The sequence below is a fragment of the Lacimonas salitolerans genome, assembly GCF_042677865.1.
Classification (GTDB): domain Bacteria; phylum Pseudomonadota; class Alphaproteobacteria; order Rhodobacterales; family Rhodobacteraceae; genus Lutimaribacter; species Lutimaribacter salitolerans.
Map to the genome: position 1 here is coordinate 68,536 of NZ_JBHUDD010000058.1, position 21,543 is coordinate 90,078.

The window sequence follows — 21,543 nt, forward strand, 5'->3', positions numbered from 1 at the left end:
GCTGGTGGCCCCGCGTGGTGGCCGAACGGGCCAAGATCAGATGCAGCGCCCGCCGTCGACTTCCATGGCCACGCCAGTGATCATGCTGGCCTCGTCCGAGCACAGGAAACAGGCGGCGTTGCCCATGTCCTCGGGGGTGGAGAACCGCCCGATGGGGATGGTGGACAGGAATTTCGCGCGCATTTCCGGCGTGTCCTCGCCCATGAAACTGGACAGCAGGGGCGTTTCCCCGGCCACAGGGCAGAGCGCGTTGACCCGGACCTGACGCGGGGCCAGTTCCACGGCCATGGTCTTGGTCGCCGTCACCATCCAGCCTTTGGACGCGTTGTACCAGTTCAGGTTGGGGCGGGGCGACAAACCGGCGGTCGAGGCCACGTTCAGGATCGCGCCGCCCCGGGTTTTCATGTGCGGCACCAGCGCGCGCGCGGTCAGGTAGACCGATTTGCAGTTGACCAGAAAGACGCGGTCGAATTCTTCGTCGGTGACCTCTTCCATCGGTTTGGGCAGATGGGTGACGCCGGCGTTGTTGATCAGGATGTCGACATGGCCCATGCGCTCCAGCGCGACCTTGGCCATCTCGTCCACCGCGCCGCCGTTGGCGACATTGCAGGCATGGCCAAAGCTGTCGTTGCCGACTTCGGCCGCCAGCGCGTCCGCGCCATCGGCATTCAGGTCGACGATCATCACCTGCGCGCCTTCGGCCACGAATTTGCGCACGATGCCTGCGCCGAATCCGCTGGCCCCGCCGGTCACGATGGCTGTCTTTCCGCTGAGTCTCATATCGTTCTCTCCCTCAAGTTTGGCGCGTCAGGGACGGGCCGTGCTCCATTGAATGTCGGTCAGGCCCACCATACGGGCAAAGCGTGCCAGTTCGGCGTCCAGTTTTTCAGCGCGTGGCGCGCCCCACGCGACACCCGGCTCGGGCCAGAAGCCTGTGACCCGCAGCCAGCCTGCGGCGCGGTCGGCCTTGATCTCGATCCGGCCCACGAAGCGGTCGCCTTGCAGCAGCGGATAGACGTAATAGCCCCAGCGGCGCTGATCGGCGGGCACGAACATCTCGTTGCGATACTCGAACCCGAACAGGCGCTCCAGCCGCGCGCGGTCCCGGATGGCCGGGTCGAACGGGTTTAGGATACGCAGGCGTGTGGTTGGCGCGGGCGCGATGGCCAGCCGGGTTTCGATGTCGGGATGGGCCAGTGCGTCGCGCCATGTGCCATCCGCCGCCTGCACGCGCACCGGCACGGTTTCGGCCCGCGCCGCCCAGTCGCGGATTTCCGGCGCGGTGGCGACTGCCCAGAACCGCTGCACCTCGCCGGGCGTGGCGATGGCAAGACGGTTCAGCGCATCATCGCTGATCCGGGTCAGGGCCTCATGCTCGGGCGGGGCGTCGTGATCGGGGAACACCCGTGCGCCCAGATCGTAGTATTTGACAAAGTTCTGACGGTGGGACGTGGCCAGCGTGCCCGCGTACCACATCTGGTCCAGCGCCTTTTTGTGCGGTGGTCGTGCCCACATTTCGCGGCTTTCCGCCTTGGTGTCAAAGGCGTGGGTCGAAAGCGGTCCTTCTTGCGCGATGCGGTCGCGGATGCGGGCGACCTCGGCCTGGCCCAGCCCCGATTGATACCAGGGCGCGCGGACGGCGCGGTCGCCCAGGCGACGAAACTGTACGGACCAGTATGGCAGCAATTCGGTCGGCAGCAGGCTGGCATCATGGGTGAAATGCTCGAACAACCGGCGCTGTTCCAGCAGGGGCCACAGCATCCCCTCGCGGTAATTCTGGTTGCGGGTCCACAGGATGTGGTTGTGCGCGCGGGTCACGTTGCGGATGGTGTCGATCTGCAACAGACCCAGCGCGCGGATCGTGCCTGCCACGTCCAGCGGCCCGGTGGGCGCGGGGGCCAGCCCGTTCGACCACAGCCACAGCCGCCGCGCATCGCGGTTGGGTATTGCAAGAGGCGCGGTCACCCGTGGAACGCGGCGACGGTTTTCAGCGTGGTGAAGCCATAGAGCGCCTCGAACCCCTTTTCGCGGCCATGGCCGGATTTGCCCATGCCGCCGAAGGGGAGTTCGACCCCGCCGCCCGCGCCGTAATTGTTGATGAAGATCTGCCCCGCGCGCACACGGCGTGCCAGACGCATCTGCCGTGCGCCGTTCTGTGTCCAGACGCTTGCCACCAGCCCATAGTCGGTGCCGTTGGCGATCTGCACCGCCTGCTCCTCGTCATCGAAGGGGATGACCACCTGCACCGGGCCGAAAATCTCGGTCTGGGCCAAAGCATGATCGGCGGTGACACCGGAAAACAGGGTGGGCGGCAGGTAATAGCCCTGTTCGGGCAGGTCGCGCAGCGTGGCCTGTGCGGCGGTTTCCAGATCGGCCCCCTGCGCCAGAAAGCCCGCGACGATGCCCTGCTGCTTGGCCGAGATCAGCGGCCCGACATCCAGATCGTCCATCGCCGCGCCGACGCGCAGGGCGTTGTAACGCGCGGCCATACGCTCCAGCAGCTGATCGTGGACCGAGCGGTGCACAAGGATGCGCGACGAGGCCGAGCAGGTCTGACCGCAGTTCTGCACGCCCGCGTTGACAAGAAACGGCAGGGCCGCGTCCAGATCGGCATCGTCGAACACGATCTGCGGGGATTTGCCGCCCAGTTCCAGCGTCACCGGCACCACGTTCTGCGCCGCCGCCGTCTGCACCATGATGCCGGTGCCGACCGATCCGGTAAAGCTGATGTGGTGGATGCCGGGATGGGCTGTCAGTGCCGCGCCCGCCTCGGACCCCAGCCCCGGCACCACGTTCAGCACGCCATCGGGCAGGCCCGCGTCCTTGGCCATCTCGGCAAAGGCCAGCGCGGTCAGGCAGGCATCCTCGGCCGGTTTCAACACGCAGGTGTTGCCGGTGGCCAGCGCCGCGCCCACCGAGCGTCCGATGATCTGCATCGGATAGTTCCAGGGCACGATATGGCCTGTCACCCCATGCGGTTCGCGCAGGGTATAGACGGTGTAGCCATCCAGGTAGGGGATGGTGCTGCCCATCAGCTTGTCCGCCGCCCCGCCATAGAATTCGCAATAGCGCGCCAGCGCCACCGCATCGGCGCGCGCCTGTTTCAGCGGCTTGCCGACATCCAGCGCCTCGATCCGGGCCAGATCGTCGATCCGTTCGGTCACCAGTTGCCCAAGGCGCAGCAGGATGCGCCCGCGCTCGGCGGCGGACAGGCGCGCCCATGGGCCGTGGCGGGCCTCCTCGGCGGCCTGCACGGCGGCGTCGATGTCGTCGGCGGTGCCACGGGCGATGTCACCGATCTGCGCGCCGGTCGAGGGGTTGAACAGCGGCAGGGTGCCGCGCTGCGCCGGGGCGACCCATTGGCCCGCGATCAGGCATTTCGACGGGTCGAACCAGAGAGAGAGATCAGCGTGCATTGGCCTGTTTCCTTACGTCGTCGGGCAGCTGCGGCGCGGCTGCGATCAGTTGTTTCGTATAGGGGTGTTGGGGGTTGGCAAAGACCTGTCCGGTCTTGCCTTGCTCGACGATCTCGCCCGCTTGCATCACCAGCACGCGGTCGGTGATCGAGCGCACAACTGACAGGTCATGGCTGATGAACAGATAGGTCAGTCCAAAGCGGTCGGACAGGTCTGCCAGCAGGTCCAGAACCTGCGCGCGCACGGATACGTCCAGCGCCGACACCGCCTCGTCCAGGATGATCAGGTCGGGCTTGATGATCAGGGCGCGGGCGATCGCGATACGCTGCCGCTGACCGCCGGAAAATTCGTGGATATACTTGTCGGCATCTGCTGCGGTCAGCCCAACGCTTTCCAGCGCCCCGGCAATCGCGGCGTCGCGCGCGGGCCCTTTGGGTGGGTCGTCCAGCAGGTGGAAGGGTTCGCAGATCAGGCGCGAAACCTTGTGGCGGGGGTTGAAGCTGCCGTAGGGGTCCTGAAACACCACCTGCATGCGCCGACGCACGGCGCGGTTGGGGGTGTGCCCTGTGAACACCGGCTCGCCGTCCAGCGTGATGGAGCCGCCCTGCACCTGTTCCAGCCCCAGAATCGCCCGCGTCAGGGTTGATTTGCCGCAGCCGGATTCGCCCACAAGGCCCAGGTTTTCACCGCGATGGATGTCGAAGGACACACCGCCCACCGCACGGAACGTGCCGGGGCTGCCCCACAGTCCCTTGCGCGGGGTGGCATAGTCGCGGACCACGTCCTGCACCCGCAGCAAGGGCGTTTCCTGCGGCTGGCCCTGCCGGTCGGGCACGTGATCGGACGCCGCCAGCAGCGCCAGCGAATACGGGTGGCGCATCTCGCGCAGCAGGGTCTGCGCGGGGCCCTGTTCGACCACCTCGCCATGGCGCATGATGACCAGATGGTCGGCCATGTCGGCCACCACTGCCAGATCATGGCTGATCAGCAGCAGGCCCATGCCGTCCTCTTGCACCAGCCGTTTCAGCAGATGCAGGATTTCCGCCTGTGTGGTCACGTCCAGCGCGGTTGTCGGCTCGTCCGCGATCAGCAGTTTGGGGCGCAGCGCGATGGCCATGGCGATCACCACGCGCTGGCGCTGCCCGCCCGAAAGCTCGTGCGGATAGCGCGACAGCGGAAAGCGATCCTGCGGCAGTTCTACCCGGGCCAGCGCCTCGGCGGCACGCTCCATCGCCGCCGCGCGGGTGGTGCGTTCGTGGATCAGGATCGTCTCGGCCACCTGATCGCCGATGCTTTGCAACGGGTTCAGCGCGGTCATCGGTTCCTGGAACACCATCGACACCTCGCGCCCGCGCAGGCGGCACAGATGCGCCTCGGACAGGGTCAGGATTTCATGGCCGGACAGCGCGATCCGCCCCGAACATACCGCGCCCTGCGGCAGAAGCTGGGTGACGGAAAACGCGGTCATCGACTTGCCCGAGCCGCTTTCGCCGATCACGCCGACGATCTGCCCGGCATCCACCGACAGCGACACGTCGCGCAGGATGGGCATGGTGTGAATGTCCAGCGACAGGTTGTCGATACGCAAAAGGGTCATGTCCGCACCCGCCGCAGTTTGGGGTCGAACATGTCGCGCAGACCGTCGCCCATCAGGTTCAGCCCCAGCACCGTCAGCAGGATCGCAAGGCCGGGAAACAGCGCCATGTGGGGTGCAAAGCTGACCATGGTCTGACTGTCGGCCAGCATCCGGCGCCAACTGGGCGTGGGCGGCTGCGCGCCAAGGCCGACATAGGACAGGCCCGCCTCGGCCAGAATGCCAAGGCTGAACTGGATCGTGCCCTGCACGATCAGCAGGTTGGTGACGTTGGGCAGGATATGCTCGACGCTGATGCGCGCCGAATTCTTGCCGGCCACCCGCGCGGCCAGCACGAAATCGCGGGTCCACAGCGAGAGCGCGCCCGAGCGGGTCAGACGGGCAAAGACCGGGATGTTGAAAATCCCGATGGCGATGATCGCATTCAGCGCCGATGCGCCGAAAACGGCGGTGATCATGATGGCGATCAGCAGCGAGGGAAAGGCAAAGACCAGATCGTTGGCCCGCATGATCAGTTCGTCCAGCCAGCCGCCCTTGCGCGCAGCAGCGGCCAGACCCAGCGGCACGCCCAGCCCCATGCCGATGGCCACCGCCACCAGCGCCACGGCAATCGAGGTGCGCGCGCCGACCATGATCATGCTCAGGATATCGCGGCCAAAGTGGTCGGTGCCCAGCGGATGCGCGGCGCTGGGCGGCTTGATCTTGTTGGCGATGTCCATCTGCGTCACGTCGAACGGCACCCAGATCAGGCTGATCAGCGCGGCCAGCACGAACACGGCGGTCAGGGCCGCCCCAAGGATAAGGCTGCGGGTCATGCCTGCCCCCTCAGCCGCGGGTCAACGGCGGCATAGGCCAGATCGACGGCGAAATTCACCATCACCACGGCAAAGACCAGCAGCATCACCACCGATTGCACCACGATGATGTCGCGCGAACTGATCGCCTGGAACACCAGCCGCCCGAGGCCCGGCAGAAAGAACACGTTTTCGATGATGATGGCCCCCGCCAGAAGAAATGCGAATTGCAGCCCGATGATGGTCAGCACCGGGATCAGCGCGTTGCGCAGGGCATGGCGCCACAGCGCCTGGCCCTTGGTCAGCCCCTTGGCGCGGGCGGTGCGGATGAAATCCTCGGACAGGGTATCGAGCAGCGAAGACCGCATCACCCGCGCAAGGATGCTGGCCTGCGGCAGGGCCAGGGCGATGGCGGGCAGGGTCAGAGACTTCATCGCGGGCAACACGCCTGCGTCCCATCCGGCAAAGCCGCCCGCGCTGAACCAGCGCAGGTTGATGGCGAAAATCAGCACCATGATCATGGCGAACCAGAAATTCGGGATCGCCACGCCCAGTTGCGTGACCCCCATCACCGTCACATCCGCCGCCCGGCCCCGGCGCGACGCGGCCCAGATCCCGGCGGGAAAGGCGATCAGCGTGGACAGCGTCAGCGCATACAGCGCCAGTGGCAGGCTGACCTGCACCCGGTCGGCGATCATCTGTGCCACCGGCGTGCGATAGGTATAGGACGTGCCGAAATCGCCCACCAGCATGCCGCCGACCCAGGTCAGATATCGCTGCGCCGGTCCCTGATCCAGCCCTAGTTCGGCGCGCAGGGCGGCCACCGTGTCGGGCTGTGCGTTCATGCCCAGCATGAAGGCCGCCGGATCACCCGGAACCACCTGCAACGACAGGAAGATCACCAGCGACGCCACCCATAGCGTCAGCAGCAGCGTCACCAGTCTTTTGAGTGCAAATCGCAGCATGCTGCCCTGTTCCGATCGTCGCCATGAAAGGTGCGATGAAAAAGGGGCAGGGCGTGCCCTCCCCCTTCATCTTGCCAGATAAACTCCCGCCGGAGGCTCCGACGGGGACCGCCAGCGCAGGCGCCAGCGGCGTTTGCGTCACTCAGCCCAGGACACCGCCGTCAGGTCGGTGGCCTGCGTGGGCGCGTTTTCCCACAGGCCCTGCACATCTGCATTGGCCACGCTGATCTGCGCCAGCTGGAACAGGTAGCCGTTGACGTAGTCGCGGGCGATCATTTCCTGTGCGGATTTCAGGATCTCCGAGCGGCCTTCGGGATCGGCGGTCAGGTCCAGATCGGTCATCAACTGCTGGAACTCGGGATTGTCATACTGGAAATAGTAATCGGGCCGGGCATAGATGTTGATGTCGGCGGGTTCGGTGTGGCTGACGATGGTCAGGCCGAAATCCTTGCCGGTGAACACCTGTTCCAGCCATTGCGGCCATTCCAGGTTGGTCACCTCGGTCTCGATCCCCACGTCGCGCAGTTGGGCGGCGATGATCTCGCCCCCGCGCCGCGCATAGGACGGCGGCGGCAGTTTCAGCGTGGTGGTAAAGCCATCGGCAAACCCGGCCTCGGCCAGCAGCGCCCTGGACTTCTCGGGGTCGTATTCGGACATCCCGGTCAGGTCCACGTAATCGGGGTTGTGCGGCGCGAAATGCGTACCGATGGGCGTGCCCAGCCCGAACATCGCACCGTCGATGATGGCCTGCCGGTCGATCGCATGGGCCAGCGCCTGACGCACCTTGATGTTGTCGAACGGGGGCATCTTGTTGTTCGTGCTCAGGATCGTCTCACCCTCGGTCGAGCCGACGATGACCTGAAACCGCGGATCGGCCTCGAACTGCGGCAGGTTTTCCGGCGCGGGAAAGCCGTAGAAGACATGCACGTCCTAGGCCATGACCGAGGCAAAGGCGGCGGTCGGATCGCTGATGAACTTGAAGGTTGCTCGGTCCAGTTTGGCCGGTTCGCCCCAGTAGTCGGGGTTCTTCACGATGTCGATCCGGTCGCCCTGCACCCAGTTCGAGAACTTGAACGCGCCGGTGCCGATGGGCTGCTGCTTGATGTTGTCGATGCTTTCGGGCGCGACGATCACCGCGTCGCCCCAGGCCATGTTGAACAGAAACGCGCCGTTGGGTGCCGACAGGGTCATGCGCACGGTCTGCGGGTCCACCACCTCGACCGTGTCGATATCGGCGAACAGTGCCTTTTGCGCGTTCTGGCTGTCCTCGGCGCGGGCGCGGTCGAGGCTGAACTTCACGTCCTCGGCATCGAAATCGGTGCCGTCGTGAAAGGTCACGCCGCTGCGCAGATTGAAGGTATAGACGGTGCCGTCCTCGGAGATATCCCAGCTTTCGGCCAGACCGGGCACGACCGAGCCGTCGGACATGAACCGCGTCAGACCTTCGAACACGTTGGCGTAAAGCACGCTGTCGATGGCCCCGGCGGCGGCGCTGGTCGGGTCCAGATGCGGTGGTTCAAGCTGCATGCCGACGATGATGTCGGTGCGGGCGTGGGCCGTTGTGGCCAGCAGACCGGCCAGAACCGCCGCCGTGCCAAGTTTTGTCAGTTTCATTGTCAAACTCCCTGTCATTGCCGTCCGGCTGCCCCGGATCGGATCATCTGCGACCAGTGTCGCGCCAAAGCGGCGCAGGATCAAGAAGCCGCAGCAGGCGGCCCCAGCAGATCCAGCAGGCCGCTGGCCATCACCTTGGCGGAATCGACCATGTCCTGAATGCCCACGTATTCGTCGGGCTTGTGCGCCAGATCCAGGATGCCGGGGCCATAGGCGATGCAGTTCTGCAACCGTCCGATCCGGTCGATGTGTTTCTGGTCATAGGTGCCGGGGCTGACCACGTATTGCGGGTCGGTGCCCATCACGCGGGTGATCGCGCGGGCCACGGTCTGCACCACCGGGGCGCTTTTCTCGGTCATGCTGGGCAGGACGCGCTGCAACTCGCGCACATCGTAGGAAAAGGTCGCGCGCCGGTCCTTGACCGCCTGCAGGACGGCGTGGATCTCGGCCTGCACGTCGTCGATGTTTTCCTCGATCAGGAAACGGCGGTCGATGACCATCCGGCAACTGTCGGGCACGCAAGGGCTGGGCAGGCCGGTGTAATCGGCCTCCTGCTCGTTTTCGCCGCCATGGATGGAATTGATGTTCATCGTCGACTGCTTGGCCCCCTCGGGCACCACCGGCATGTCGGTGCGTTTCAGCGCGAGGGCCGGAAACAGGGTTTCCTCCATCTCGTGCACCACGGCACCCATGTGGCGCACGGCGCAGTCGCCGAGGAACGGCATCGAGCCGTGGGCGATCTCGCCATAGGTTTCGATCTCGGCCCACCACACGCCGCGATGGCCAAGGCAGATGCGGTCCTTGTTCAGCGGCTCGGGGATGATGACGTGCTGCACGCGCTGGGGGCTGAAATAGCCCTGTTCGGCCAGATAGGCGACGCCGCCAAACCCGCCGGATTCCTCGTCTGCGGTGCCGCTGATCTCTATCGCGCCAGCGTAATCGGGGCAGACTGCGATGAAGGCCTCGGCGGCGACGATGCTGGCGGCCAGCCCGCCCTTCATGTCGCAGGCCCCGCGGCCATAGACCTTGCCATCCTTGACCTCGCCGCCGAACGGATCGGTCGTCCAGCCGCGCCCGACCTCGACCACGTCGGTGTGGCTGTTGAAATGCACGCAGTCGCCGGGATGCGCGCCTTCGCGGCGGGCGACAAGATTCCAGCGGGGGTATTTGTCGCTGTCGCCCTTGGCCCCGTGGGCGCGGATGAACTCGCACTCAAAGCCCGATTTCGTCAGGCGACGCTCCAGGAATTCACAGATTGCGCGGTAATTGTCGCCCGGGGGGTTGAGGGTGGGGATGCGGATCAGATCCTGACACAGCGCGGTCAGATCCTCGCGCCGCGCCTCGATTTCCTGCATCAACCGGTCTTGCTGGTCCATCATCTGTCCCCCTGTCTGGCTGTCGGGCATGATGGCGGGATGACAGTACGGTGTGAATACCGTAGGACTACGGCGATGAACAATCTGTCCCATATCGCCTTCGATGCCGCCCCCATCGGGCTGGTGCTGACCGAGGATCGCGTGATCCAGGCGGTCAACGCGACCTTTGCCGAGATGTCGGGCCATGCGGCACAGACGCTGGTGGGGCAGAGTTTCCGCCTGTTCTATGACACCGAGGCCGAGTTTGCGCAGGTCCGCGACATCGGGCTGGACGCGCTGCGCCGGGACGGGGCCTATTGCGACGAGCGCATGTTGCGGCGCGCAGATGGCAGCCGGGTGTGGTGCCGGTTTCGCGCCCGCACCCTGACACCCGATGCGCCGCTGGCGCGCATGGTCCTGAGCTTTGCGCCCATGGCCGGGGCCGCCGCCGGCCCGGCCCTGACGCCGCGCGAGCGCGATGTGCTGATGTGGCTGGCGCGGGGCATGACATCCAAGGAAATCGCGCAGAAACTGCACCTGTCGCCCCGCACGGTCGAGGATGTGCGCGCGCGTCTGCTGCGAAAGTTCGACGTGCCCAACGCCGCGCGTCTTCTGGCGCGGCTCAGCCGCCTGGGATGAACGGGCTTACGCAGTTCTACGCATTGACAGGCAGTGCCTCCTTGGCCCCATGATGGGCGGCAGAGAACGCGGCAAAATCGCCGCAAGGGAGGACATCAGATGAAACGCATTTTTGCGGCAGGCATGGTCTCGGCCATCGCGCTGACCAATGCGGCCATGGCCGATATCACCATCGCCCATATCTACGGCAAGACCGGCGCGCTTGAGGCCTATGCCAAGCAATCGCATGACGGGCTGATGCTGGGGCTGGAATACGCCACCGGCGGCACGATGGAGATCAACGGCGAAAAGATCGTCGTGATCGAAAAGGACACCCAGCTCAAGCCCGAGAACGGCAAGGCCCTGCTGGAAGAGGCCTATGGCGACGACGACGTGGCGCTGGCCATCGGCCCGGTCAGTTCCGGCGTGGCGCTGGCCATGCTGCCGGTTGCGGAAGAGTATGAAAAGCTGCTGATCGTGCATCCGGCCGTGGCCGACAGCATCACCGGCGAGAACTGGAACCGCTTTATCTTTCGCACCGGGCGCAACAGCAGCCATGATGCGGTAGCACAGGCGATTGCCATGGCCGGCCCCGACGTGAAGATCGCAACACTGGCGCAGGACTATGCCTTTGGTCGCGATGGCGTCGCGGCGTTCGAAGAGGCGCTGGAAGGCACCGGGACCGAGATCGTGCATCAGGAATACGTGCCCACGGACACCACCGACTTTACCGCGGCGGGCGAGCGTATCTTCAACGCGATGAAGGATATCGAAGGCGACAAGAAGATCTTTGTCCTCTGGGCGGGCGGCAACAACCCGATGGGCAAGCTGAACGCGATGGATCCCGGCCGCTTTGGCATCGAACTGGCCACCGGGGGCAACATCCTTGCCGCGATGAGCGGCTACAAGGAATTCCCGGGCATGGAGGGCGCGATCTATTACTACTATGAACTGCCCGACAACGAGGTGAACGACTGGCTGGTAGAGCAGCATCAGGAACGGTTCGGCAGCCCGCCCGATTTCTTCACCGCGGGCGGCATGACCACCGGCATCGCCGTGGTCGAGGCGATCAAGAAGGCGGGCAGCACGGATACAGAAGACCTGATCGCCGCGATGAAGGGCATGGAATGGATGACCCCCAAGGGCATGATGCAGTTCCGTGCCGAGGATCACCAGGCGCTGCAGTCCATGTATCACTTCAAGATCCGCGTGGATGACGGCGTGGAATGGGCGATACCGGAACTGGTCAGGGAACTGACCATCGACGATCTGCCGATCCCGATCCGCAACCAGTAATCGCAAACCGCGCGGGGCTGGCACGCCCGGCCCCGCGCGCAAAAAGGTTTCTTCATGAGCAGGGTCATTCTGGAAACGCACGATCTGACCGTGCGCTTTGGCGGGCATGTGGCGGTCGATGCCGTGACATGTTCGTTCAATGCCGGGCAACTGACGGCCATCGTTGGCCCCAACGGTGCGGGCAAGACCACCTATTTCAATCTGATCTCCGGGCAGATACCGGTCAGCGCGGGGCGCGTTGTGCTGAACGGGCGCGACATTACCCGCGACGGCATTTCGCATCGCACGCGGGCGGGGATTGGCCGGGCGTTCCAGTTGACGAACCTGTTTCCCAACCTGTCCGTGCTGGAGAACGTGCGGCTGGTGATCCAGTCCAAGGCCGGGCTGGGGTTTCGTCTTTTGTCCATGGCGTCCGGCCATTCCGAGGTGACGGACAAGGCGGTGGCGATCCTGACCCGTGTCCGCCTGCATGACAAGCGCGCGCAGCTGGTGTCGGAGCTGTCGCACGGCGATCAGCGCAAGCTGGAGGTGGCGCTGCTGATCGCGCTGGACCCGGCGGTATACATGTTCGACGAACCAACGGCCGGCATGAGCGTGGACGAGGCCCCGGTGGTGCTGGACCTGATTGCCGAGCTGAAGGCGCAGAAGGACCGGACCATCCTGCTGGTGGAGCACAAGATGGACGTGATCGCGCGGCTGTCGGACCGCATCATCGTTCTGCACAACGGCCAGTTGGCCGCCGATGGCGAACCGGCCACCGTGATGGCCAGCGACGTTGTGCAGGAGGCTTACATGGGCAAGGAACTGGCCGATGTCTGACACCGAAGCGGACCCGATGCTGCGCCTGTCGGGCGTTCATACCGACATCGCGCAGTACCATATCCTGCAAGGGGTAGAGTTTGATGTGCCGCGCGGGCAGGTCACCATGGTTCTGGGCCGCAACGGCGTGGGCAAGACCACGACCCTGCGCAGCATCATGGGCCACTGGCGGGCCAAATCCGGCCAGATCGTGCTGGACGGGCAGGATATCGCGGCGCTGCCCACGCCCGCGATCGCGCGGCTGGGCGTGGGCTATGTGCCGGAAAACATGGGCGTGTTCAGCGATCTGACAGTCGAAGAGAACATGGTGCTGGCCGCCAGCTCGGGCCCGGTTGATGCGGCGCGTCTGGACTGGCTGTTCACCGTTTTTCCGCCGCTCAAGACCTTCTGGAAGGGGCATGCCGGCAACCTGTCGGGCGGGCAGAAGCAGATGCTGTCGATCGCCCGCGCCATGGTCGAGGAGCGCCGGTTGTACCTGATCGACGAGCCCACCAAGGGGCTGGCCCCGGCGATCGTGTCCACCATGGCGAACGCGCTGAGGCAGCTCAAGTCGCAGGGTGCCTCGATCCTGCTGGTGGAGCAGAATTTCAGCGTCGCCCGCGCGCTGGGCGACCGCGCGGTGGTGATGGATGACGGCCGCGTCGTCTGGACCGGGGCGATGGCCGAACTGGCGGGGGATGCGGCCTTGCAGGAACGGCTGATGGGATTGAGCATGGAGGCGGGGCATTGATCGCACGGCAGTCAATCGAAGCGGCGGAAAATTTCTTGAAAAGAAATTTCCGCGGAAAATCGGAAATTTTCCGCGCCTCCGGCGGGAGTTTTTCCGGCAAGATGAACAGGGGACCACGATGACCGCTGCACCCGACCACCGGCCCACCATGTCGCGCGCCGGTCTGGCCGAGCGTCTGGGCCCGCATGTCCCCGTTCTGCTGATCCCCGCGATCATGCTGTTTGGCCTGCTGGCGATCCCGTCGATGTCATCCTGGCTGACGCTGACCGTGTCGGGTCTGGCGATGGGGATGATGATCTTCATCATGGCATCGGGCATGACACTGGTGTTCGGCCTGATGGATGTGATCAACTTTGGCCATGGCGTGTTCATTTCGGTGGGTGCGTTCGTGGGCATCTCGATCCTGCTTTTGCTGGGCCACATGACCGAGGCGCCGTCGCTGACGCTGAATTTGCTGGCGATCCTGGCGGCCGTGGCGGCGGCGATGGTGGCCACCGGTGTTCTGGGCTGGGCGTTCGAGCGCGTGATCGTCAAACCCGTCTATGGCGCGCATCTCAAGCAGATCCTTGTCACCATGGGCGGCCTGATCGTTGTGGAGCAGATGATCATCGTGCTGTGGGGGCCCGAAGAGATCTACCTGCTGCGTCCCGAGGCGCTGAAGGGCGCGTTCACCTTCTGGGGGGCTGCGGTCGAGAAATACCGCCTGTTGGCGGTGGGCATCGGTCTGGTGCTTTTCCTGGCCATGCGGTTCACCCTGCGCCGGACGAAGATTGGCCTGATCGTGCGCGCGGGCGTCGAGAATGGCGAGATGGTCGAGGCGTTGGGCTATCGTCTGCGGCTGGTGTTCATCGGCGTGTTCATTGCAGGCTCGGCCCTTGCCGGTCTGGGCGGCGTGATGTGGGGGCTGTATCAGGAGGTGATCACCGCCCATATGGGCCAGCATCTGATGATCCTGATCTTCATCGTGGTCATCATCGGCGGCCTTGGCAGTGTCGAGGGCTGCTTCATTGGCGCGCTGCTGGTGGGGTTGTTGCAGAACTACACCGCCTTTCTGGAACCCAAGCTGGCGCTGATTTCCAATATCGCCCTGATGGTCGCCATCCTGATGTGGCGCCCGCAGGGCATGATTCCGGTGGTGAAAGCGAAATGATCGTGAAACTTCTGTCCGGCGATACGCCGCGGTCGCCCGTTCTGGCGGTGGTTCTGCTGGTGATCCTGGTGGCCTTGGCCGCGGCCCCGTTCCTGTTTCCTGGCATCCGCTCGGTCGATACGGCGGCGCGGATCTGCATCTTCATCGTTCTGGTGGCCAGCTATGACCTGATGCTGGGCTATGGCGGCATCGTCAGCTTTGCCCACACGATGTTCTTTGGCATGGGGGCTTATGGCGTGGCGCTGGCCAGCACCCATATGGGCCGCGGGTTTGATGCTGTGGCGGTCGGTGCATTGGCAGGCGCGCTGCTGGCGGCTGCGATTGCGTTCCTGATCGGGCTGTTCAGCCTGCGGGTGCGCGCGATCTTCTTTGCCATGATCACCCTGGCCGTGGCCAGCGCGGTGGCGGTTCTGGTCAGCCAGTTGTCGGCGCTGACCGGGGGCGAGGACGGTCTGAGCTTCAGCATCCCGCGCGAACTGACCCCGGCGTTCCGGTTCGGGGACGAGCTGTTCGGCGTGCGGCTGAACGGGCGGCTGCTGGCCTATTACCTGATCTTCTTCAGCGCGCTGATCCTGTTTCTGCTGATGCTGCGGGTGGTCAACTCGCCTTTTGGCCGGGTGTTGCAGGCGATCCGCGAAAACGATTTCCGGGCCGAGGCGATCGGCTATCGCGTTGTTGCCTATCGGGTCACCGTCACCTGCCTGTCGGCCTTTGTCGCGGCGCTGGCCGGGGCGCTCTATGCGATCTGGCTGCGCTATGTCGGGCCCGACACGGTGCTGAGTTTCGACATCATGGTCGATATCCTGCTGATGGTGGTGATCGGCGGCATGGGCACGATGTATGGCGCGGTGATCGGCGCGGTGCTGCTGGTGCTGGCGCAGAACTATCTGCAGGGGCTGATGGGCGTGGCCGCAGGGGCCGTGGCGGGCGTGCCGATCCTGCCCGATCTTCTGAACGCAGACCGCTGGCTGCTGTGGCTGGGCGTGCTGTTCATCCTCAGCATCTATTTCTTTCCCACCGGCATCGTGGGGCGGTTGCGGCAGGGTCGCAGGCCGTAACCTCACGGCCTTGCATCTTGCCCGGCGCCATGCGACCCACACGGCGCATCGCGTTGCAGGGGAGGGCGGGACGATGATCGCAGGCTTGGTGCTGCTGTGTGCGGCCTATGTTCTCAGCCAGTTCTTCCGCGCCTTTCTGGCGGTTCTGTCCGGCATCCTGCAAACCGATCTGGGGGTCACACCCGACGATCTGGCCTTTGCCTCGGGCATGTGGTTCCTGACCTTCGCGCTGATGCAACTGCCCATCGGCGAGGCGCTGGACCGGGTCGGTCCGCGCCTGACGGCCGCTGTGCTGCTGGCCATCGGCGGCGGAGGCGGTGCGGCGATATTCGCCGTGGCCACCACGCCTGCGCATATCTGGATCGCCATGTCGCTGATCGGGGTGGGCTGTGCGCCGGTGTTGATGGCCTCGTATTACATCTTTGCCCGCATGTTCGCCCCTGCCATGTTCGCCACGCTGGGCGCGGTGATGATCGGCACCGGCTCGATCGGTAACCTTGCCAGCGCGGCACCGCTGACATGGGCGGTCGAGACTTTCGGCTGGCGCGAAAGCCTGTGGGGCCTGTCCGCCGTTGCGGTGCTGATCGCGGGCGGCGTTCTGGCAACGGTGCAAGACCCGCCCAAGCTGGTGGATCAGCCGCGCGGGTCGGTGTTGGACGTGCTGCGCATCCCGGCACTTTGGCTGATCCTGCCGCTGGTGACCGTCAACTACGCACCGGCCGCCGGTATCCGGGGCCTGTGGATCGGGCCGTACATGACCGATGTGTACGGCGCGAACCCGGCGGTGCTGGGGCAGGCCACGCTGCTGATGGGGGTGGCGATGATCGTGGGCACGTTCCTGTATGGTCCGCTGGATCGCCTGCTTGGCACGCGCAAATGGGTGATCTTTGGTGGCAACGCGGTGGTGATGCTGTCCTGTGCCGTGCTGGCCTTCATGCCCGAGGGCGGGTTCTGGCTGTCGGTGGCGCTGTGTGCGGTGATCGGCATGTTCGGCCTGTCCTTTCCCGTCATCATGGCCCATGGCCGCAGCTTTGTGCCCGCGCATCTGACCGGGCGGGGTGTGACGCTGATGAACCTGTTTTCCATCGGCGGTGTCGGCGTGTTCCAGGTGATCACCGGGCAGCTTCATGCCGGGGCCGTGGCGGCGGGGCAGGGGCCGGTCTATCCATATCAGGTGCTGTTCGGGTTTTTCGCGGCGCTGCTGGCGGTGGGGCTGCTGGTCTATGCCTTCTGTCAGGACCGGCTGGACTGACCCCCCTTTCCCTTACCGCGCGCGTCCTGTAGGTAACGCGCGTCCTGAAACGAAAGGAGCACCCGAAATGGGGTATAACGTCGTCGTCGTCGGTGCCACGGGTAATGTGGGCCGGGAAATGCTGAACATCCTCGCGGAACGCCAGTTTCCGGTGGACAAGATCGCCGTGCTGGCCAGCCGCCGCAGCCTCGGCACCGAGGTCAGCTTTGGCGACAGAACGCTCAAGACCGAGGATCTGGACACATTCGATTTCACCGGATGGGACATCGCGCTGTTCGCCATCGGCTCGGACGCGACCAAGACCTATGCACCCAAGGCGGCCAAGGTCGGCTGCGTCGTGATCGACAACAGCAGCCTGTATCGCTACGACGCGGACATTCCCCTGATCGTCCCCGAGGTGAACCCGCAGGCCATCCACGGCTATTCGAAAAAGAACATCATTGCCAATCCCAACTGCTCGACCGCGCAGATGGTGGTGGCGCTGAAGCCGCTGCATGACCGGGCCACGGTCAAGCGCGTGGTGGTCAGCACCTATCAATCCGTGTCCGGTGCCGGAAAGGATGGCATGGACGAGCTGTGGGACCAGACCAAGTCGGTCTACAACCCCACGTCCGAGGTGCCGCCCAAGAAGTTCCAGAAGCAGATCGCCTTCAACGTCATCCCGCAGATCGACGTGTTCATGGAAGACGGGTCGACCAAGGAAGAATGGAAGATGGTCGTCGAGACGAAAAAGATCGTCGATCCAAGCATCAAGGTCACCGCGACCTGCGTGCGCGTGCCGGTCTTTGTTGGCCACGCCGAGGCGATCAACATCGAGTTCGAGGATCATCTGGACGAGGATGAGGCCCGCGATATCCTGCGCGAGGCCCCGGGCATCATGGTGATCGACAAGCGCGAGGATGGCGGCTACGTCACGCCGACCGAATGCGTGGGCGATTTCGCCACGTTTATCAGCCGCATCCGGCAGGACAGCACCATCGACAACGGCCTGAACCTGTGGTGCGTCAGCGACAACCTGCGCAAGGGCGCTGCCCTGAACGCGGTGCAGATCGCCGAACTGCTGGGCCGTGAGGTTCTGAAAAAGGGCTGAGTCCTGCGACGGAACCAGCCGGGGCCGGGCGCGAAAGCGTCCGGCCTTTTGCGTTGGTGGGGCCGAGGGACAGCGACACGCAAGCTACCACAGCTTGACGCCCGGCAGCTTGATCGCCTGCGCCATCCAGTCGGCCATCATGGCCTCGTCCCACGCATCACTTTCGTGAATATTGAAATATCGGACACCCTCCACCTTGGACCCTTTGGGTGGAGCCGGAATCAGATCTTCGCCGCGAAAGAACGTAAGCTGCACATATTTCTTGTAGCAGTACATGGCAAAGAACCATCCGTCGTCCTTGCCATAAAGGGGCGTGTTCCATCGGACGGCCTTGCGGACATCTGGCAGGGACCGCACGACGATCTGGTCCAGCCGGTGCCCGACCCCGCTTTTCCAACCGGGCATCGCGTCCAGATAGGCCTTGACCGGCGCATCGCCATCACCCTTGGCGATTTTGGGATTGCCGCTGGAGGAAAGGTTCGGGTTCGCGCTGTCTTGCATGGTGCGACTATATCATCCGGGTCCGCAGCGGTCGAATGACGGTTTGTGCGGTATAGAAAGTTTGCCGTTGAAGGAATGGCTGTGCAGATCACATCACGGGCGCGGTCTGGTCACGGCGTTCAGTTCGGCCCCGAGCAGGATAACATAGGCCGAGATCCAGAGCCACAACAGCAGCACGATCACCCCCGACAGCGCGCCAAAGCTTTCGTTGTAGGACCCGAAATTGCTGACGTAGAAGGCAAATCCACCCGATGCCAGAACCCACAGCAGGCAGGCCACCGGCGCGCCCGGTGTCATGTGGTTCTGGCTGCGGGGTCTGGCATGGTCCGGGCCAAAGCGATAGATCACCGACAGCCCCCCGAAGGTGAAGATCAGCAGCACTCCCCAGGCAAGGGCGAAACTGACGACATTGCCAAGGGTGCCAAGCTGGACAAAGGACAGCGCCACCGGCACCGCCATGGTCGCCAGCATCCCGATGATGATTCCGATCACCACCAGCAGGGTCAGCGCCAGCGTCACCGCCTTCAGTTTGACGATGCCACGCGTTTCCTTTTCGCCATAGGCCACGTTCATCCCTTCGATCAGCGAGGCCATGCCCCGGGATGCCGACCAGACCGCAAAGCCGATACCAAGCATCGCCGCAAGCCCCAGACCACCGCCGCCACTGCCCGAAATGGCCGACGCCTGCCCGACAACGATCGACATGACCTCTTGGGGCACGATGTCGGAAAACTGCTGCAACTGCGCCACGATGCGATCGGGGTCCACCAGCAAGCCGGCAATCGCCATCAGCGCGGTGATTGCCGGGAACAGGGCAAGGAGGCCATAGAACGCGACGCCCGCCGTGATCAGCCCCACGTGATCCTCGTTCACCTGGGTCCAGAGCCGCTTGCCCAGCCCGATCGCCCGTTGGCGTTTCGAACCGTCAGTATCGTCAGTCGTGCGGGCACTGCCCATGAGCTCTCCTTTTGAAGTCGTTGAGGGTCAACGTTGAGAGGACCGGCAAGGTTCCGCACAGTCGCTTCACATGATGCGGAAAGCCGGCCGTGCCTGTCAGACCGTTTGCAGCATCGCAAGCAGATCGCGGATCTGGAGAAGATCGTCGGCAGTCTCATCGTGATGCGCGACCGCAACAGGCTGTATCTGACGCCTGTCGGCCTGCGCCTTACCAAGTTGGCCCTCATGGTGCTGGCGCAGATCGAACGCGCCGCGCTGGATATCGGCGGGCTGGCCGCAGGCATCCTGCGAAATCGGTCTTGCAATACGTTATGTTATAGCATGGCAAATTTTAACATAATTTCCCGTGATGCATGTGATCCGCCGGGTGATCGGAACACAAAACCAAGGATGACGAATTGCAGCACATCAAGCGCCCGCTCCTTGCCACGCTGATCTGTCTTGGGCTTGGCCTGCCTGCGCTTGCAGACACATCCATCGACGTGGTGGCCCCGTTCGAGATCCAGTCGCCCGAACCTTCGACCAGTGGGCATATCTTCATCCGCATGGGCATTTCCGAAGCGCCGGTCGACGCAGACCCTCAGGGATGGCTGCGTCCCGGGCTGGCAACCGACTGAAGCATGTCCGAAGACGGTCTGACCTGGCGGTTTGAATTGCGCGACGGCCCTGTTGCTGGGCGAGTTGCGCAAGGGCGGCGGGCTGCTGGTGATCACCCATGACCTGGCGCTTGCCCGGATGATCGGCCGGCGGATGATCGTGCTGCGGCAGGGTGCCGTGGTCGAAACCGGCACCACCGCCGAGGTTTTCGCGAAACCAAAGGCAGGCTATACGCGCGACCTGATCGCGGCGAACCCGCAGCATTGGCCAGCGCCGGTGCCACATTCGGGCAGCGATGACACCGTTCTGCAAGCGCAGGGGCTTGCCCTGTCACGTGGCGGGCAAAGACAGGTCCAAGGGCTGGATCTGGCGCTGAAGACCGGTCGCATCCTTGGCGTAACCGGGCCATCCGGCTGCGGTAAAATCAGCCTTGGCGATGTGTTACTGGCCCATCGCCCCGGTGCCGTATCTGGGGGTGAGCTGCCGCGGCTTGCCCTGCTGCGGACCATGCTGGCCAAGCCGCGTTTCCTGTTCGCGGACGAACCGACCTCGCGCCTTGATCCGATCACGCAGCGCGAGGTGATCGGGATGCTGGCCTAGCCTTTTCCCGCCCGGTGAACCTGCTTACAAGGTATGGCAAAACCACAATGGCCTTGGCGCGACCGTGCGGGATGATTACCTATTCTGCAAACGGAGGCTTGCATGCAAAATTTCTCACTCCTCGATCTCTCGCCCATCCCCGAGGGCAAGACCGCCGCCGATGCCCTTGCCGCGACCGTCGATCTGGCGCGTGCGGCCGAGCGGTCCGGCTATCACCGCTACTGGCTGGCCGAGCATCACAACATGCCGGGCATCGCGAGTGCGGCGACTGCAGTGGTGATCGGCCATGTGGCCGCCGCGACGCGGACCATGCGGATCGGGGCAGGGGGCATCATGCTGCCCAACCACGCGCCGCTTGTGGTTGCCGAGCAGTTCGGCACGCTTGCCACGCTCTATCCGGGGCGGATCGATCTGGGGCTGGGCCGCGCGCCCGGCACCGACATGGCCACGGCCCGCGCGCTGCGCCGTCACATGGCCCCCGAGGACAGCTTTCCCCAGGACGTGCAGGAGCTGATCGGTTATTTCGATGATGCCTCCGACACCCCGCAGGTGCGCGCCATCCCCGGCACCGGCACCCATGTTCCGGTCTGGATTCTCGGGTCCAGCCTTTATGGTGCACAACTGGCCGCCTATCTGGGTCTGCCCTATGCCTTTGCGTCGCATTTCGCCCCGGCCATGCTGGAGCAGGCGCTGGCGGTCTATCGCAGCACCTTCCGACCATCCGCGCATCTGGACAAACCTCATGTGATGATGGCCGCCGGGGTCTGCGCCGCCGACACCGATGCCGAGGCGGCGTTCCTGCGCTCGTCGCAACTGCTGGCGTTCGCGCGATTGCGGACCGGTCGGCCCGGCAAGCTGCCGCGCCCGATCCACGAAGTCGAGGCCGAGATTCCGGCACCCGTCATGCAGCAGGTGCAGCAGTCGCTGTCATGTTCCGCCACCGGTTCGCCCGCGACGGTGAAAAAGCAGCTTGGCCTGCTGATCGACACGTTCCAGCCCGACGAGCTGATGGTCACCGGGATGATCCATGACCACGCCGCGCGGGTCAGGTCGTTCGAAATTGCCGCCGATGTCCTGGCGGACCTGCGCCGCGCCCCGGCGGCAGCGTAACACTGCAACTGGCCCGGATCATCGGGC

Annotated in this window: 21 protein-coding genes and 1 pseudogene; 12 read left to right on the forward strand and 10 right to left on the reverse strand. The window is 64.5% G+C overall.

Annotated features, from left to right (window positions below; all coding sequences use genetic code 11):
- Window positions 1–36: 36 nt before the first annotated feature.
- From ACFTOW_RS11615 to ACFTOW_RS11650, 8 genes and pseudogenes are all read right to left on the reverse strand, one after another.
- Entirely contained in the window at window positions 37–780 is a 744-nt protein-coding gene (locus ACFTOW_RS11615) for an SDR family oxidoreductase (protein WP_379915822.1), read from the reverse strand.
- 27 nt (window positions 781–807) lie between these two features.
- Complete coding sequence (locus ACFTOW_RS11620) at window positions 808–1,965, reverse strand: winged helix-turn-helix domain-containing protein (RefSeq protein ID WP_379915824.1); 1,158 nt, start codon at window positions 1,963–1,965, stop codon at window positions 808–810.
- Entirely contained in the window at window positions 1,962–3,416 is a 1,455-nt protein-coding gene (locus tag ACFTOW_RS11625) for an aldehyde dehydrogenase family protein (protein WP_379915826.1), read from the reverse strand. The genes ACFTOW_RS11620 and ACFTOW_RS11625 overlap by 4 nt, the downstream gene beginning before the upstream one ends.
- A complete protein-coding gene (locus ACFTOW_RS11630; protein WP_379915828.1) occupies window positions 3,406–5,013 on the reverse strand; it encodes an ABC transporter ATP-binding protein in 1,608 nt (535 codons plus the stop codon). The genes ACFTOW_RS11625 and ACFTOW_RS11630 overlap by 11 nt, the downstream gene beginning before the upstream one ends.
- Window positions 5,010–5,825, reverse strand: a complete 816-nt coding sequence (locus ACFTOW_RS11635; protein WP_379915831.1) for an ABC transporter permease — start codon at window positions 5,823–5,825, stop codon at window positions 5,010–5,012. The genes ACFTOW_RS11630 and ACFTOW_RS11635 overlap by 4 nt, the downstream gene beginning before the upstream one ends.
- Window positions 5,822–6,769: an ABC transporter permease gene (locus ACFTOW_RS11640; protein ID WP_379915833.1), complete on the reverse strand. Its 948-nt coding sequence runs from the start codon at window positions 6,767–6,769 to the stop codon at window positions 5,822–5,824. Before ACFTOW_RS11640 ends, ACFTOW_RS11635 begins: the two co-directional genes overlap by 4 nt.
- A gap of 138 nt (window positions 6,770–6,907) precedes the next feature.
- Window positions 6,908–8,383 (reverse strand): annotated as a pseudogene (locus ACFTOW_RS11645) (ABC transporter substrate-binding protein).
- An 80-nt stretch (window positions 8,384–8,463) separates the two neighbouring features.
- Complete coding sequence (locus tag ACFTOW_RS11650; RefSeq protein ID WP_379915878.1) at window positions 8,464–9,759, reverse strand: acetylornithine deacetylase/succinyl-diaminopimelate desuccinylase family protein; 1,296 nt, start codon at window positions 9,757–9,759, stop codon at window positions 8,464–8,466.
- A 75-nt stretch (window positions 9,760–9,834) separates the two neighbouring features.
- On the opposite strand from ACFTOW_RS11650, the gene ACFTOW_RS11655 reads away from it, so the two are divergent.
- The 8 genes from ACFTOW_RS11655 to ACFTOW_RS11690 all read left to right on the forward strand — a co-directional run bounded on the left by ACFTOW_RS11655 (window position 9,835) and on the right by ACFTOW_RS11690 (window position 17,751).
- Entirely contained in the window at window positions 9,835–10,377 is a 543-nt protein-coding gene (locus ACFTOW_RS11655) for a helix-turn-helix transcriptional regulator (RefSeq protein WP_379915836.1), read from the forward strand.
- A 99-nt stretch (window positions 10,378–10,476) separates the two neighbouring features.
- On the forward strand, window positions 10,477–11,652 hold the full coding sequence (locus ACFTOW_RS11660) for a substrate-binding domain-containing protein (RefSeq protein ID WP_379915838.1): 1,176 nt from the start codon (window positions 10,477–10,479) through the stop codon (window positions 11,650–11,652).
- Window positions 11,653–11,706: 54 nt separating this feature from the next.
- Window positions 11,707–12,471: an ABC transporter ATP-binding protein gene (locus ACFTOW_RS11665; RefSeq protein WP_379915840.1), complete on the forward strand. Its 765-nt coding sequence runs from the start codon at window positions 11,707–11,709 to the stop codon at window positions 12,469–12,471.
- The gene (locus ACFTOW_RS11670) at window positions 12,464–13,201 is read left to right on the forward strand and encodes an ABC transporter ATP-binding protein (RefSeq protein WP_379915843.1); all 738 of its coding nucleotides are present in this window, start codon (window positions 12,464–12,466) and stop codon (window positions 13,199–13,201) included. Before ACFTOW_RS11665 ends, ACFTOW_RS11670 begins: the two co-directional genes overlap by 8 nt.
- A 118-nt stretch (window positions 13,202–13,319) precedes the next feature.
- Complete coding sequence (locus ACFTOW_RS11675; protein WP_379915845.1) at window positions 13,320–14,351, forward strand: branched-chain amino acid ABC transporter permease; 1,032 nt, start codon at window positions 13,320–13,322, stop codon at window positions 14,349–14,351.
- Window positions 14,348–15,409, forward strand: a complete 1,062-nt coding sequence (locus ACFTOW_RS11680; protein ID WP_379915847.1) for a branched-chain amino acid ABC transporter permease — start codon at window positions 14,348–14,350, stop codon at window positions 15,407–15,409. Before ACFTOW_RS11675 ends, ACFTOW_RS11680 begins: the two co-directional genes overlap by 4 nt.
- A 73-nt stretch (window positions 15,410–15,482) precedes the next feature.
- On the forward strand, window positions 15,483–16,661 hold the full coding sequence (locus tag ACFTOW_RS11685) for an MFS transporter (RefSeq protein WP_379915849.1): 1,179 nt from the start codon (window positions 15,483–15,485) through the stop codon (window positions 16,659–16,661).
- Window positions 16,662–16,728: 67 nt separating this feature from the next.
- The gene (locus tag ACFTOW_RS11690; protein ID WP_379915851.1) at window positions 16,729–17,751 is read left to right on the forward strand and encodes an aspartate-semialdehyde dehydrogenase; all 1,023 of its coding nucleotides are present in this window, start codon (window positions 16,729–16,731) and stop codon (window positions 17,749–17,751) included.
- A gap of 84 nt (window positions 17,752–17,835) precedes the next feature.
- On the opposite strand, the gene ACFTOW_RS11695 is transcribed toward ACFTOW_RS11690, so the two are convergent.
- Together ACFTOW_RS11695 and ACFTOW_RS11700 are read right to left on the reverse strand one after the other, a co-directional pair.
- Window positions 17,836–18,252, reverse strand: a complete 417-nt coding sequence (locus tag ACFTOW_RS11695) for a DUF1801 domain-containing protein (protein ID WP_379915853.1) — start codon at window positions 18,250–18,252, stop codon at window positions 17,836–17,838.
- A gap of 93 nt (window positions 18,253–18,345) precedes the next feature.
- On the reverse strand, window positions 18,346–19,209 hold the full coding sequence (locus ACFTOW_RS11700) for a YihY/virulence factor BrkB family protein (protein WP_379915855.1): 864 nt from the start codon (window positions 19,207–19,209) through the stop codon (window positions 18,346–18,348).
- A 105-nt stretch (window positions 19,210–19,314) separates the two neighbouring features.
- Here ACFTOW_RS11700 and ACFTOW_RS11705 point away from each other — a divergent pair, with 105 nt between their 5' ends.
- From ACFTOW_RS11705 to ACFTOW_RS11720, 4 genes are all read left to right on the forward strand, one after another.
- Complete coding sequence (locus tag ACFTOW_RS11705; RefSeq protein ID WP_379915858.1) at window positions 19,315–19,644, forward strand: hypothetical protein; 330 nt, start codon at window positions 19,315–19,317, stop codon at window positions 19,642–19,644.
- Complete coding sequence (locus tag ACFTOW_RS11710) at window positions 19,608–19,826, forward strand: hypothetical protein (RefSeq protein ID WP_379915860.1); 219 nt, start codon at window positions 19,608–19,610, stop codon at window positions 19,824–19,826. The genes ACFTOW_RS11705 and ACFTOW_RS11710 overlap by 37 nt, the downstream gene beginning before the upstream one ends.
- Before the next feature lie 31 nt (window positions 19,827–19,857).
- On the forward strand, window positions 19,858–20,406 hold the full coding sequence (locus ACFTOW_RS11715; protein WP_379915862.1) for an ABC transporter ATP-binding protein: 549 nt from the start codon (window positions 19,858–19,860) through the stop codon (window positions 20,404–20,406).
- 102 nt (window positions 20,407–20,508) lie between these two features.
- Complete coding sequence (locus tag ACFTOW_RS11720) at window positions 20,509–21,516, forward strand: LLM class flavin-dependent oxidoreductase (protein ID WP_379915864.1); 1,008 nt, start codon at window positions 20,509–20,511, stop codon at window positions 21,514–21,516.
- The last annotated feature ends 27 nt before the right edge of the window (window positions 21,517–21,543 follow it).